The organism is Sulfurimonas sp. HSL3-1, from assembly GCF_039645995.1.
Taxonomy (GTDB): Bacteria; Campylobacterota; Campylobacteria; order Campylobacterales; family Sulfurimonadaceae; genus Thiomicrolovo; species Thiomicrolovo diazotrophicus.
Map to the genome: position 1 here is coordinate 18,008 of NZ_CP147920.1, position 12,588 is coordinate 30,595.

The 12,588-nt window shown below is 60.9% G+C and carries 12 protein-coding genes; 4 read left to right on the top strand and 8 right to left on the bottom strand.

The features are described from left to right. Positions 1-2: 2 nt before the first annotated feature. Together WCY31_RS00095 and WCY31_RS00100 are read right to left on the bottom strand one after the other, a co-directional pair. Positions 3-1,199 carry an OmpP1/FadL family transporter gene (locus tag WCY31_RS00095; RefSeq protein WP_345972707.1) on the bottom strand — a complete coding sequence of 399 codons (1,197 nt, stop codon included), beginning with the start codon at positions 1,197-1,199 and terminating at the stop codon, positions 3-5. 276 nt (positions 1,200-1,475) lie between these two features. Beyond that, a complete protein-coding gene (locus WCY31_RS00100) occupies positions 1,476-2,492 on the bottom strand; it encodes an NAD(P)/FAD-dependent oxidoreductase (protein WP_345972708.1) in 1,017 nt (338 codons plus the stop codon). A gap of 337 nt (positions 2,493-2,829) precedes the next feature. On the opposite strand from WCY31_RS00100, the gene WCY31_RS00105 reads away from it, so the two are divergent. The 3 genes from WCY31_RS00105 to proB all read left to right on the top strand — a co-directional run bounded on the left by WCY31_RS00105 (position 2,830) and on the right by proB (position 5,895). Continuing rightward, complete coding sequence (locus tag WCY31_RS00105; RefSeq protein ID WP_345970198.1) at positions 2,830-3,171, top strand: ferredoxin-thioredoxin reductase catalytic domain-containing protein; 342 nt, start codon at positions 2,830-2,832, stop codon at positions 3,169-3,171. Between the two features lie 87 nt (positions 3,172-3,258). After that, positions 3,259-5,052, top strand: coding sequence for a DNA helicase RecQ (gene recQ / locus WCY31_RS00110; protein WP_345972709.1), 1,794 nt, complete (start codon positions 3,259-3,261; stop codon positions 5,050-5,052). An 81-nt stretch (positions 5,053-5,133) separates the two neighbouring features. Next, the gene (gene proB / locus WCY31_RS00115; RefSeq protein ID WP_345972710.1) at positions 5,134-5,895 is read left to right on the top strand and encodes a glutamate 5-kinase; all 762 of its coding nucleotides are present in this window, start codon (positions 5,134-5,136) and stop codon (positions 5,893-5,895) included. Here proB and WCY31_RS00120 read toward each other — a convergent pair. The 4 genes from WCY31_RS00120 to selD are packed head-to-tail and all read right to left on the bottom strand — an operon-like array spanning position 5,869 to position 9,373. Beyond that, on the bottom strand, positions 5,869-6,591 hold the full coding sequence (locus tag WCY31_RS00120) for a DUF429 domain-containing protein (RefSeq protein WP_345972711.1): 723 nt from the start codon (positions 6,589-6,591) through the stop codon (positions 5,869-5,871). The two genes, proB and WCY31_RS00120, sit on opposite strands and share 27 nt — an antisense overlap. After that, positions 6,582-7,229, bottom strand: coding sequence for a uracil-DNA glycosylase (locus WCY31_RS00125; protein WP_345972712.1), 648 nt, complete (start codon positions 7,227-7,229; stop codon positions 6,582-6,584). The genes WCY31_RS00120 and WCY31_RS00125 overlap by 10 nt, the downstream gene beginning before the upstream one ends. Next, positions 7,201-8,352 carry a tRNA 2-selenouridine(34) synthase MnmH gene (gene mnmH, locus WCY31_RS00130; protein ID WP_345972713.1) on the bottom strand — a complete coding sequence of 384 codons (1,152 nt, stop codon included), beginning with the start codon at positions 8,350-8,352 and terminating at the stop codon, positions 7,201-7,203. The genes WCY31_RS00125 and mnmH overlap by 29 nt, the downstream gene beginning before the upstream one ends. Further along, complete coding sequence (selD, locus tag WCY31_RS00135) at positions 8,342-9,373, bottom strand: selenide, water dikinase SelD (protein WP_345970202.1); 1,032 nt, start codon at positions 9,371-9,373, stop codon at positions 8,342-8,344. The genes mnmH and selD overlap by 11 nt, the downstream gene beginning before the upstream one ends. 93 nt (positions 9,374-9,466) lie before the next feature. Here selD and WCY31_RS00140 point away from each other — a divergent pair, with 93 nt between their 5' ends. Then, complete coding sequence (locus tag WCY31_RS00140) at positions 9,467-9,946, top strand: haloacid dehalogenase (protein ID WP_345970203.1); 480 nt, start codon at positions 9,467-9,469, stop codon at positions 9,944-9,946. A gap of 4 nt (positions 9,947-9,950) precedes the next feature. Here WCY31_RS00140 and WCY31_RS00145 read toward each other — a convergent pair whose 3' ends face one another. Together WCY31_RS00145 and WCY31_RS00150 are read right to left on the bottom strand one after the other, a co-directional pair. Beyond that, positions 9,951-11,774, bottom strand: coding sequence for a mechanosensitive ion channel domain-containing protein (locus WCY31_RS00145; protein ID WP_345970204.1), 1,824 nt, complete (start codon positions 11,772-11,774; stop codon positions 9,951-9,953). Between the two features lie 13 nt (positions 11,775-11,787). Beyond that, positions 11,788-12,588, bottom strand: coding sequence for a CorA family divalent cation transporter (locus WCY31_RS00150; RefSeq protein WP_345972714.1), 801 nt, complete (start codon positions 12,586-12,588; stop codon positions 11,788-11,790).

A 12,588-nucleotide genomic window follows, 5' to 3' on the forward strand; every position in this document is an offset into this window, starting at 1 on the left:
CCTTAGAAGGCGTAAGTCACCTGCATGCTGACGCTGGACTGGCTGTGTTTCGATCCGATTTCGTACGGGCCGGAGAGGGTGGCGGAGGTAAACCGCTCTTCGACTTCCGGCGCATAGGCGATGGCAAGGTCGCACGCGAGCGTTTCATTGAGGTGATAGGTTCCCCCCACAGTGAAGTGCTGTTCCACGGTGGCCGGGAACCCGAGCAGGTTGAACATATTCAGTGCCGCGCCGCCGTTGCTCATCCAGTCGAGCTCTTTGATCGGGCTTTTGGCGTAGTTGTATCCCGCTCTGAGCTGTCCCAGTTCGGACGTAAATTCATAGCCGACCATAAAGACGTCTTGATCGCTCCAGCCGAAATCTTTGTACCCTTTGGCGTCGCTCCAGGCGATACGCTTATAGTCGAACGCGGCGGTATGGCCGCCCAGAGTATAGGAGAGCCCCGCACCGTATTCGACGGGCTGTTCCAGTTCCGAGGAGATGCCGGTAACGCCCGCGGACGCAAAGGGGGCCGTCGCATTCGTCAGCTGGTCTTTGTAATCCATCGTGATGGCGGATTTGTAGACGAAGCCCACCTTGGCACCGTTGATGCCGGCTTCGCCGAGGTCGTAAGAAGCCCCAAGGGTGTACCCAAAAGCAATATCCTGCGCGATGCCTGAGCCGACGGTGCTCCCGTTGTTATAGTTGATATCCAACGCCCCGTACTGGATGATTGCCGTCGCGCCGACGCTGAAGCCGTGAGAGGTATACGCCACCGGGACGCCGAACTGCATCAGCTGCAGGTTCGTCACCATCTGCATCGTGGTCCCCGAGGTGTCTTCGCGGTAATCGGTTCCCATGCCCCCGGTACCCCACATCCCGACACCGAGATAGAAGTTGTCATTGATCTTGGCCGCGATCGATACTTCCGGAATGACATTCAGGTCGGCATCGCTCTGCTGGTAGCCCGCACCGCCGTCGTATTTGACATCCGGCATGAAGATCGTGCCGCCGAACGAGACCTCCGTGGCGGGGACTTCGGTAATCATTGCGGGGTTGGCCAGGGCCGATTCCGCCCCGTGGCCGAGTCCGATGCCGATTCCGCCCATGCCGCGCGCTTTGGCCCCGAGACCGATAAGGTGGTCGCCGTTGGTCGCGAATGCGGACGTTGCCCCGAGTGCTGTCACGGCAGCAAGCGCCAGTCGTGTTGATTTGTTCATTTGTTCTCCTAGAAAGCTTTTTAAAAATTCAAAAAAAGAGTGCGATTATCTATCACAATTTTTTGGTTGCATAATAGTCTATTGCTTGCGTAAAATGAATGGGTAATTCTGTCAATAATTTGCCTATTTATATAAAGTAGGGACGTTTTTGTATGAAAACAGCAGTAATTGAAATGGGGTTTAAAAAATAAATTTTTTAAAAATAACAAGGATTTTTACAGATAGGTTTCAATGCCGTAATAGATGTGATACCGATCGCCCTGCGGAAGCGTGCGGTCAAGCTTCCATCAACGCTTTTGCCAGCCGCATCGCGGCGATGACGGCGCCTTCGAGGTAGCCGCCCTCTTCGGCGGAGGTCTCTGTTCCGCAGAAGCGGATGCGTTCCGAAGCCTTCGTTTCCATCCCGTAGCGGGGATGGGCGTCGAGGGGTTCTCGGTCGGCGGGGACGGAGGTATAGGGGTCGCTGCGCCAGTTGTGGTAGCGGAAGAGTTCGTAGTCGCGGGCCGGCGCCCCGAATAGGCGCTCAAGCTGTTCGATGACGCGTTCGGGCTGGGAGTCGTCGGCGGAACGGGTGTGGTAAAAGCCGAAAAGCGCCCCTTTGTTCCGGGTCGAAGCGTCGTGCACTTCGGAGAGGGGGCCGCGGTGGCTGGTGGCGAACCCGCTGAGCCCTCGCTCGCGCCAGAACGGTTCGGCATAGGTGACGATGCACTTGGACGAAAAGCCCATCCAGGTCGGGATAGCGAGCATTTTTTCACGCATCGCTGCCGCCAGCGGCGGTTCGAAGGCGATGGTATCGGCACAGAGGCGCGGCGGGAGCGTGACGATGCAGTGCGAGGCCCGCAGCGCCTCGCCGTCGGTGTGCACGGTGACCCCCTCGCTGTCCGAGCGGATCGTACGCACGGGGGTTTCCAGCCTGATGTCGACGTCGCCAAGGCGTTCGGCCAGGGAGGAGGTCAGCATACCCGCCCCCCCTTCGATCCTGTAGGAGGGGGCGTTTTTCCCGGTGCGGAAGTACTGCACGCCTTCGGGCGCGTCATAGGCGAAGGCGCCCTGGTCATAGTGGCGGAACAGGGTGAGACCCAGGGCATCGATGAGGTGCCTTATGTGGTGCTGGTGGGGCCACACCCAGGTTGGTCCGAGGTCGAAGCGCTCCCCCGCCTCCTCGACCGTGAGGATCCTGCCGCCGATGCGCGGCCGCCCTTCGAGCAGGATGATGCGGTAGCTATCTTGCAGCAGATAGGCCAACAGCAGACCGTTCAGGCCTGCTCCTACGATAATGAGTTCCGGTTTCATGTGCGAAGTATATTCCTTTTAGGATCAACCCAAACGCTTAAAGAGATTCTGCATTGAAAGCTTTATGTTTGCATCATCTTTTGCCCCGGAGGTGTGCACAATCCGTTCCGCTCCGCCCCGCCCGGGACCTCTTGTGTTAAGCAAAATTTCTGCTTTGCGGAGGGCGTGCCGGGCAGGGCTGTGAGGGCTTTCGGCGCCGATAATGTATTTCGTACGGTGACACATCAACCTTACGGATTCACGATTTGGGAAAAGGGTTTCTTGCCTTTAAGTCGCGTCTCCCTATACTTGTGGCTACGAAAAAAGGGGCGCAGAACCCCGAAACAACAAGGAATCGATGATGCAGATGGTCGATATGAGTTCACCGGAGTTCCTCGCCGAACTCGAAAAAACGAAAAAATTCACCGACAAAGTCAACGCCCAGTTCGGATGGGTCTACAACCCGAATCATGACGTCAACGAGGGGGTCCTGATGGGACTGGCTCGTCACAAGATACTGTACGGAAAGCGTTTCTGCCCCTGTTTCATGGTTCTCGAAGACGAGAACGGCAAACACAAAAGTGCCGATGACCGCATCTGCCCCTGCAAACCTGCTATTGAGCAGGAAGTCCCCGAAGAGGGCAAGTGCCACTGCGGCATCTTCTGCACCCCCGAATACGCCTCTTCCCACGACATGTAAGGTTCCGTCCGCCCCGTGCGGATGACACCGCTGCCGCTTTTTTCACGTTGCCGCCGCGATTTGGCTATGATGTGAAAAAGTTTTGCCATGCCTGATCACGCTACCGATAAATATTCCGTACTGAAAGACCGTTTCGGTCACAACGCCTTCCGCCCGCTGCAGGAGGAAGCCGTTGACGCCATCCTCGCCGGACGCGACCTGCTGATGATCCTGCCCACCGGCGGCGGGAAATCGCTCTCTTACCAGCTGCCGGCGCTGCTGATGGAGGGAACGACCGTCGTCATCTCCCCGCTGCTCGCCCTCATGCACGACCAGGTCCAGAGCCTGAAAGCCCAGGGGATGCGCGCGGAGATGCTCTCCTCGATGCAGACGGCGGAGGAGAGCGGCGAGATTGTGCGCCGCCTCTACGCCGGGGAGATCGATTTCCTCTACCTCTCCCCCGAACGCCTCAACACAGAGGGGATGCGCAGCATACTTTCCCAGATCCGGCTCAACTACTTCGTCATTGACGAAGCGCACTGTATCAGCGAGTGGGGGCATGAGTTCCGCGCCGATTACCGCGCCCTGTCGCAGCTGAGGGACTTCTTTCCGGGAATTGCCATCGCTGCATTCACCGCGACGGCGACGGCGCACGTGCGCGAGGACATCCTGCGCCTGCTGCGTCTAAACGATCCCAAAGTCCTGCAGGGGCAGATCTACCGCAACAATCTCCAGATCACCGTGCGCCACCGCATCAAGGACGGGTACGACCAGCTCCGGGACTTTCTTGATGACCATAAGGAGGAGAGCGGGATCGTCTACGCCTTCTCCCGCAAGAGCGTCGAGGCTGTCGCGAACTTCCTGCAACAGAAGGGGTATGCGGCGGCGGCCTACCATGCCGGGATGCCGACGGAGCAGCGCAACGCCGTTTTTCACGACTTCGTGCACGATCAAGTCCGGATCATCGTCGCGACGATCGCCTTCGGGATGGGCATCGACAAGAGCAATATCCGCTACGTTTTTCACATGAGCCTGCCCAAGACCGTCGAGAACTACTATCAGGAGATCGGTCGGGCGGGGCGTGACGGCGACCATGCCGACGTCGTCATGCTCTTCGGGGCCCAGGACCTAATCCAGCAGAAGCGGTTCGTCGAGATGAACGAGGACGAGCAGTACAAGGCGCACCTGATGCAGAAGCTCGGCGCGGTGCACCGCTACGCTTCGGCGGAGACCTGCCGCCACCAGCAGCTCGCCGAGTATTTCGGCGACCGCATCGCGCCCTGCGGGACGCACTGCGATAACTGTCTGGAGCCCGAGTACGACAGGCGCGACATCACGACCGAGGCGCAGATGCTTCTCTCGGCCGTCTACCGTACGGGGCAGCGGTTCGGCAAGAGCTACCTTGTCGACGTCCTGCGCGGCTCGCGGGAGCAGAAGGTACTCGCCAACGGGCATGACGAACTCTCCGTCTACGGGGTCGGCGAGGCCCTGAACAAGAAGCAGTGGCTTGTGCTCATCGACCGGATGCTCGAGATCGGGGCGGTGGACCTGAACGCGCACCACGGCCTCTTTCTGACCCAGGAGGGTCTGGCCGTGCTCAAGGGCGAGGTACCGGTGCTTATCCGTGCCGACCGCCTCAACGTCCGGGCCAAGACCGTGAAAACGGCCGCGCCGGAAAGCTTCGACTACGATACGGAGCTTTTCGAGGCGCTGCGGGCCCTGCGCTTCGAGATCGCCCAGGAGCACGGGGTGCCGCCCTATGTCGTTTTCGGGGACAAAACCCTCAAGGAGATGGCGGCATCGCGGCCGCAGAGCAAGGCAGAGATGCTCGAGGTGGGCGGCGTCGGCGAGGTGAAATTCGAGCGCTACGGGGCGCAGTTTTTGGTGCTGCTGCAGAGCTGACTTTGCATTTTTTTCGATTTTCTGGTACTTTAAAGACCTACTGCCATTATCCTAAATGGCAAAACAGAGCGAAAGAGATGAATGAAACGTTTAGTGATCAAGGTCGGGACCGCCGTCCTGACCGAAAACAATAATATCGCCAAGGAACGGATGCTCAATCTCGTCTCCCTAGTGGCCGAGTTGAAGAAAAAATATGATGTTGTTTTGGTCAGTTCCGGCGCCGTCGCGGCGGGCTACTCGGCGCTCAAACTCGATAAGCGCAAACAGATCGGGAAGAAGGCGCTGGCGGCGGCGGGGCAGCCGATTTTGATGACCAGCTACAAAAAGAAGTTCGACATCTACGACATCGACACCGCGCAGATCCTTCTGACCGAGGATGATTTCGACTCCCGTAAACGCACGAAGATGTTCCAGGAGATCATCGATGCGCATCTTCAAAACGATATTTTGCCCATCGTCAACGAGAACGACATTACGTCGACGCCCGACCAGCTTTTCGGGGACAATGACCAGCTCTCCGCCAACGTCGCCTTTGCGATCGGGGCGGAGCAGCTGATCATCCTCAGCGATATTGAGGGGTACTTTGACAAGAACCCCAAAGAGCATGCGGATGCGCAGCTGCGGAAAAAAGTGACGATCCTCACCCCCGGAGAACTGCTGGATGACGCGACACCCAGCAGTTTTTTCGCCACGGGCGGGATCGTCACCAAACTGAAAGCCGCCGATTTCGTGATGCGGCGCGGCATCGATATGTTTTTGTGTAACGGCTTCGACCTCACCGCCGCCCGCAATTATCTGCTTGACGGCGAACAGACGTCAGGGACCCTCTTTACGACGGAGTAGCCCCTTCTCCCCCGGTGGCGGCGTCAGCAGCACACCGCATGCCGCATCCCCAAATGTCAGACATCTTTTCTCATGAGCGTAACAGAGCGTATAGGCGCAGACCAGGCTGTCTAGAAAATCCTCTTCGGCCTTGAGCGCTTTGCCCCTGAGCGTCCCGAGAGGCGTTTTAAGGCTGTTTGGGATCGTTAGGAGTTCAAACAGGGCCGTTTGCAGTTTCGTCATGGCCTTTAGACGCGCGTCTCTCGGAGCGGACGCTTTGTAGCGCAGGACGTTGCCCTCGTTGAAGAGGGCGAGAATGGTGGCGTGTGGATAGACTTCGAAAAGGGTGCCCTCTTCAAAACCGATCCCTTCCGCCTTGAGCCCTTCGTAGAGGGCAAACCCCGCATAACTTTTAAAACGTTTTTCAAACAGCCGCGTGTTGACGGCGTGGACCCCGAGGCCGTAACGGGCAAAGGTTTTGAGGAAGGCGCGTTCGTTGGGGCGGTGGCCCGTGGCGTTGGGAATGATCATCGGGGCGTCGACACCGACGCGGCAGCCCGGATAGGCGTGGACGACGTCGAGGATCGCTTCGACCGTCTCGGCATAGCAATAAGCGACGAGCCGCGCCTCCGCATCGAGGACGGCGACGCCGCTGGGGTTGCCCTCAGCCCAGGCGAGGTCGATGCCGATGTAAAACGGTACCGCTGTCAGCGGCATGACAGAACCGCTTCCATCCCGGCGGTAAAAGCCGGTTTGCCGCCCCGCGCGGGGTGGCGGACCTTGGTATGGGGGATCTGCAGCCGTTTCAGGGCCTCTTCCGCGCTGTTGCCGACGGCGACGACGGTGACTACGGAGGGGAAAAGGGCAAGGAGGCGGCGCAGGAAGGGGGCCGCGTTGTCGATCTCTTTACTTGTCGGCTTGCGGTTGGAGTCAGGGTCGCCTCTGCTGTGGGGGTGGAAACAGAAGGCGTTCCAGCAAAGTGCGGCGGTGCGGTGCTTTTGCAGCACCTCCCAGACGATTCCCGCACTCTGTTCGCGGGTGTAGGGTTCCTTGGAAACCCGGTAACCGTGCCGCGCCGTAAAGAGGGTGCCCTCCAGCACGCCTTCGGCGACGAGGGCTTCGGAGCTGAAGGGGATGCCCGTCAGGCGGCAGCCGTTGTAGCCGGGGGCTTCCCCGACGAGCAGCAGGGTGGGTTGCAGCGCGCGCATCTGCTGCAGGTAGCACTGCAGGTTGTGACGCTGGGTGTTGGTGCGTTTGGCGGCGTAGAAATTGGCGGCGTCCGCACCGACGACGGCGTCCTGGAGGTGTTTGCCGAAGCGTTTGATGTCAGTGTCGATCTTCACGGCTGCGGACATAGTCGATCACCTCGCCTGCATTGCCGCGGAAGAGGACGGGGATGGGGCTTTTGGCGATCTGGTAGTCATACATGGGGTCGTAATAGTCGCGCAGCAGCATCCTGATCCACGGTTTGTGCTGTTCGGTCTCCCCGCTGCGGAGCTGTTCGGCGAAGGCGCCGGCGAAGAGCTGTTTGATCTGACGGAAACGCTCATCGCCGAGGCGCCTTCTGATGCGGTCTATCCCCGCATTGGCGTCATCGAACCAGTGCCGTTCAGGCTGCTCCGGGAACATGATCCGGTACTCATCCATGGCGTGGGCGACGTACTCGTCGAAGGTGATGTCCACCCGCTCTTCCATCGTGGCGGTAAGGATGATAAGCCCCCCTTCGAGGAAGTTGTCATAGACCGGCTTTGGGATGTAGAGCCGCCCGACGTTATGGCTTTCGTGCTCGATGACGAGGTGGTGGTGCTGCGCCGCCTCGTGGCGGATCAGGGCGTAGGCGAGGCGGTCCTCGAAATCGATCTGGGCGGGCTGCGGCGTGATGTGCCGCCCGAAGGAGGAGCCGCGGTGGTTGGCGAGCGCTTCAAGGTCGACGGCGTTCTCCATCCGGTGGATCAGCAGGGTCTTTCCCGTCCCGGTACGGCCGCTGATGATGAGGGTGTCGGCTTCGCCGCTGATGCGTTCGCTCTCTTCCATCAGGAAGTGGCGGAACGCCTTGTACCCTCCTTTGAGACGGGGCAGGGCGATCCCGGCCTCCTCCAGCCACGCCTGGGCGATCTGGGAGCGCTGGCCGCCCCGGAAACAGTAGAGCCAGGTGTCGGGGTGGGTGTTTATGAAGTCGGCCCAGGCCCGGACCCGCTCCTGTTTGTGGGGACCGACGAGCTGTTTACCGAGGGCCACGGCTTCCGCGTTGCCGGCCTCTTTGTAGCGGATGCCGATGAGACGGCGCTCCTCATCGGTCATCAGCGGGAGGTTGACGGCACCGGGGAAGGCGCCCTTTTCAAACTCGACGGGGGCGCGGACGTCGATGAGGGGGCGGTTCTCCAAGACGATGCTTCGGAAGGCATCGGTGAGCGGGAGGTTCTTGCGTTTTATCGCCTCGATCTCGTCGAGGGAGCCGATCGGGAGGTCAAACGACATCGATCAGGTGCGTTCCGCGTTCAACGGTCTCGCCGATGCTTTCGAGGTGCAGCCCCTCCGCTTCCGCGAGGGCCAGGAAATCGGCGACGGCCTCCTGGCGCACGGCGCAGAGCAGGCCGCCGGAGGTCTGGGCGTCGCAGAGGATATCCTGCTGCTCCGGGGTCATCGGGCCGATCTTGTGGCCGTAGCTCTGGAAGTTGCGGCGGGTGCCGCCCGGGACGCACTCCATGGCGAGGTACTCCTTGACTTTCGGCAGCAGGGGGACGTCGTCAAAGCGGATGACGGCACCGATGCCGCTCCCCTCAACCATCTCGGCGAGGTGGCCCAGAAGCCCGAAACCTGTCACGTCGGTGACGGCGGTGACGCCCTCCATGTGGGCGATGGCGGCGCCGATGGCGTTGAGCGTCGTCATCGCCTCGACGGCCGGGTCGATATCGCCCGGCGCGATCTTGCCCTGCTTCTGCGCGGTGGTGAGGATGCCGATGCCGATCGGCTTGGTCAAAAAGAGCTCGCAGGCCGCTTCGGCGCCGTTGTTGCGCTTGAGATGTTCGTTGTCGACAATGCCGGTGACGGCCAGGCCGAAAATGGGCTCGGGAGAGTCGATGCTGTGGCCGCCGGCGAGGGGGATCCCCGCCGCTTCACAGACGGAACGCCCCCCTTCTATCACCTCGCGGGCGACCTCGTCGGGCAGCTTGGCGATGGGCCAGCCGAAGATGGAGATGGCCATCAGCGGCTTGCCGCCCATGGCGTAGATGTCGCTGATGGCGTTGGTCGCGGCGATGCGCCCGAAGGTGAAGGGGTCGTCGACGATGGGCATGAAGAAGTCCGTCGTGGAGAGGACCGAAGTGCCGTTACCCAGGTCAAAGGCCGCCGCGTCGTCGTTGCTGGCGTTGCCCACCAGCAGGGCGGGGTAGCTGATGTTTTCGCGGGCGCTCTGGAGGATATTATCGAGCTGCTTGGGGGAGATCTTGCAGCCGCAGCCGGCACCGTGGCTGTATTGGGTCAGTCGGATGTCATCCATGCGTGGCCTTTTCGCTTTTTCCGAATCATAGTCCTCTTTCGATAAGAACGCACTTTAGAGGCGCCATGGTATGATGCTGCAAAAGGAACGCTTATGCCGAATGAAACCGTCATTGACATCCCCCACTACGCGACATTGACCCTGCGCCACGTCGTTCTCGATTATAACGGGACGCTCGCCCTGGACGGGGCGCTGACACCGGAGGCGGCTGCGCTGCTGGGGCCGCTTTGCGCGCGTTACGACGTGCATGTGATCACCTCCGACACCTTTGGCACGGTCGCCGAAGCGGTCGCGCCCTACGGCGTCACGGTCAAGGTGCTGCAGAGCAGCGACCATACGGGGGAGAAGGCCGCCTACATCTGGGAACTCGGCGCCCCGCACTGTGCGGCGGTCGGCAACGGCGGCAACGACGCGCAGATGCTCAAAGCGGCGGGGCTCGGTATCGCCCTGGTCGGGGACGAGGGGTGCGCGACGGCGACCCTGATGGCGAGCGACATTGTCTGCAAGCAGATCGGCGAGGCGCTGGGGCTGCTGCTGAACGAGAAACGCCTGATCGCGACACTGCGCCGCTAACGCGCTACAAACCGTCTTTGGGCAGCTGTTTGACGTAGAGGTCGAGCTGCGGGAAGGGGATCTGGATGCCGTGTTTGTTCAGGGCGTTATAGATAAGGATAAGGAAGTCCGAACGCAGGGCGCTTGGGCGGTTCCTGTTGGCCCACTCCACCCAGACGATCAGCTCGAAATCGACGCTGCTGCTGTTCATGTTGACCATCCACACTTCGGGCTGTTTCTCCGGGTCATGCCGGAGATAGGAGAGGCTGCTCTCTTTCAGCTCTTCGAGCACCGCCTTCTTCACCGCATCGACCTCGGTACCATAGGCGACGCCGAAGGGGATGTGGATACGCCGGGTTGCGTCCTCGAGGGTCCAGTTGATGACGTTGTTCTGGATGAAAGAGGAGTTGGGCACGACGATGTCGATGTTGTCGAAGGTCTTGACTGTCGTGGAGCGGATGCGCATGTCGGTCACGCGCCCGCGTAGGACGTCGCTGATCTCGATGGTGTCCCCGATTCGGATCGTACGCTCGAACATCAGGATGATCCCCGCGATAAAGTTGGAGACGACCGTCTGCAGCCCGAAACCGACCCCGATGGAGAGGGCCCCGGCGATGAGGGAGATGGAGGTCATGTCGATGCCGAGGCTTCCCATGGCGATGATGACGGCGACGAAGACGATGAGGTAGTAGCCGATGTTCGACGCGAGGCGCATCGACATCTGGCTCATGTCCGGCCAGCGCCGTGCCAGGCGCGCGATCCAGCGTTTGTAGAACGCGCCGAGGAAGAAGCCCACGACCAGGATTGCCAGCGCCTTGAGGAGGCTGAGGATGCTGATGGGACGTTCGTTAAAGATAAAGAGCGGGGCGGTGAGGGTATCGCCGGCGCGTTTAAGCAGCGCTTTCGTTTCGTGGAGGGTATCGCCGACGACGAGGGCCGTCACCCCGAAGTGCGCCTTGGCGAGGCTGCGCAGCTGCGCGTTCTGGGCGCGGAAGCGGCTGCGCGCGTCCCCGGTGAGGTGCCCTGCGTCCGCCTCCATGCTGTCAAGCAGGGCGAAAAAGGCGTCGTTCTCCTTGGTGATGAGCATGCACAGCGCCAGTTTCGCGGCCGATGCCAGTTTGGTCTGGAGCTGCCCGCTGTAATCGGCATTGGCCTTTTTCAGGTCCGCCGCGAGGCGTTCGCTGCGCGCACTCTCCTCCAGTTCGGCCCCCTCCAGGGCGATTTCGGCGGCAAGCCTTCGCTGCTGGCTTTTTTCGATTTTGGTTTCGGCCGTTTGCATCTCCGAGCGTAGCTCTTTCCCCGTGCAGCGGATCGCTTTGAGGCGTTGCGCGAGGGTCTGCGCGACGGCGGTGCCGTACGCTCCGAGCCGGTCGCGTTTGGCCTCGAGGTTTTGCTGCTGGACCTTGTAGTAGGCGAACTGAAGCTGGTAGGCGCGCAGCCGGAACTTTTCCTCGACGGTGAGCTGTTCGATCGTCTGCTTCAAAAAGGTGAGCTTGGACTGAATGTCGCGCAGCTTGCGTTCCGCGTTCTCCCGCCGGACCGAAGCCGCGGCCGCCGCGGCCAGGGCTTCATAGGCCTGTTCCAGCGTCGGGGACGTTTGCGACAGAAGGGTACTCGGGTCCTCCTCGTCCGCGGGGGTCTGGGCCGCCGCGCGGCGCAGGCGCTCCAGTTCGGTGCGTTCCGCGTCGGCCTGGGCAGGCATCAGGGTGCCCGCCGCCTGTGCCGCATCAATCTGCATGCGCAGTGCTTTGTAGAGGGCGGGTTTGTCGCTGCTCTCGTAGAGGGTGGTGTTGACGTCGGCGGCCTGAAGGGCGCCGATCAGCAGTAAAAAGAGGAGAAGGGTGTGCATCGGCAGGCTCCTGTCAGTGGTGTTGCGTGACCCGGTGCCGATGCCACAGCAGCAGCCCGGCGGAGGTGAGAAGGAGCAGCAGCACCATCAGCATGACGGCATTGGCCGTTCCCGCCGGGCTCTGGGCGAAAGGAAGCCCGCCCGTATTCATCCCGAAAAAGCCGACGACGAGGTTGAGCGGCAGGAAGATCGCCGAGATGACGGTGAGCAGATAGATCAGCCGGTTCATCTTCTCGTTCGTGCGGGCGTTGTGGAAGTTGTAGATGTAGTCGAGCTTGGAGAGCTGGTGCAGCGCCGAGCGCAGGAGGCGGTCGGTGTGCTCGTGCAGGTCGGCATAGTGGTCGACGGGGAAGCGCTCCAGGGGTTCGTAATGCTCCGTCACCTCCGCGAGGACGGTGGTGGTGCGCGCCAGGACCCGCTCGACCCGGAGGATGTCCCGTTTCAGCCCCAGCCACTGCGTCATGAAATCGGTTTCGGCCCTGTCGGCGTAGAGCCGCTCCTCCATGTCCGCGACGCGCTCCAGGTAGCTGTTGAACCCCTTGAGCAGCCGGTCGATCAGCGGGTCGATGACGCGGTGGGGCCCTTCGAAACGGCCTTCAAGGGGTACGAAACTGTTGCGTTCCCTGTCGAACCGGTAGCTGCCCGCCTGTGTCAGGATAAAGCCGGTCGAGACGATCTGAACCTCCTCGCCGATGACCGGCAGGCGCACGATCAGCATGTCGTAGTCGGGATTTTCGTCAAACAGGGAGGGATGGTGTTCGTTGCGGAGGTCTTCGAGGTGCAGCGGGTTGATGGTGACGCTGATGCCGTCCAT

Bases quoted from the DNA above. Each gene is read 5' to 3' on its own strand.
- WCY31_RS00095 (WP_345972707.1), bottom strand. From the start codon at position 1,199: ATGAACAAATCAACACGACTGGCGCTTGCTGCCGTGACAGCACTCGGG.
- WCY31_RS00100 (WP_345972708.1), bottom strand. From the start codon at position 2,492: ATGAAACCGGAACTCATTATCGTAGGAGCAGGCCTGAACGGTCTGCTG.
- WCY31_RS00105 (WP_345970198.1), top strand. From the start codon at position 2,830: ATGATGCAGATGGTCGATATGAGTTCACCGGAGTTCCTCGCCGAACTC.
- recQ (WP_345972709.1), top strand. From the start codon at position 3,259: ATGCCTGATCACGCTACCGATAAATATTCCGTACTGAAAGACCGTTTC.
- proB (WP_345972710.1), top strand. From the start codon at position 5,134: ATGAAACGTTTAGTGATCAAGGTCGGGACCGCCGTCCTGACCGAAAAC.
- WCY31_RS00120 (WP_345972711.1), bottom strand. From the start codon at position 6,591: ATGCCGCTGACAGCGGTACCGTTTTACATCGGCATCGACCTCGCCTGG.
- WCY31_RS00125 (WP_345972712.1), bottom strand. From the start codon at position 7,229: ATGTCCGCAGCCGTGAAGATCGACACTGACATCAAACGCTTCGGCAAA.
- mnmH (WP_345972713.1), bottom strand. From the start codon at position 8,352: ATGTCGTTTGACCTCCCGATCGGCTCCCTCGACGAGATCGAGGCGATA.
- selD (WP_345970202.1), bottom strand. From the start codon at position 9,373: ATGGATGACATCCGACTGACCCAATACAGCCACGGTGCCGGCTGCGGC.
- WCY31_RS00140 (WP_345970203.1), top strand. From the start codon at position 9,467: ATGCCGAATGAAACCGTCATTGACATCCCCCACTACGCGACATTGACC.
- WCY31_RS00145 (WP_345970204.1), bottom strand. From the start codon at position 11,774: ATGCACACCCTTCTCCTCTTTTTACTGCTGATCGGCGCCCTTCAGGCC.
- WCY31_RS00150 (WP_345972714.1), bottom strand. From the start codon at position 12,588: ATGGACGGCATCAGCGTCACCATCAACCCGCTGCACCTCGAAGACCTC.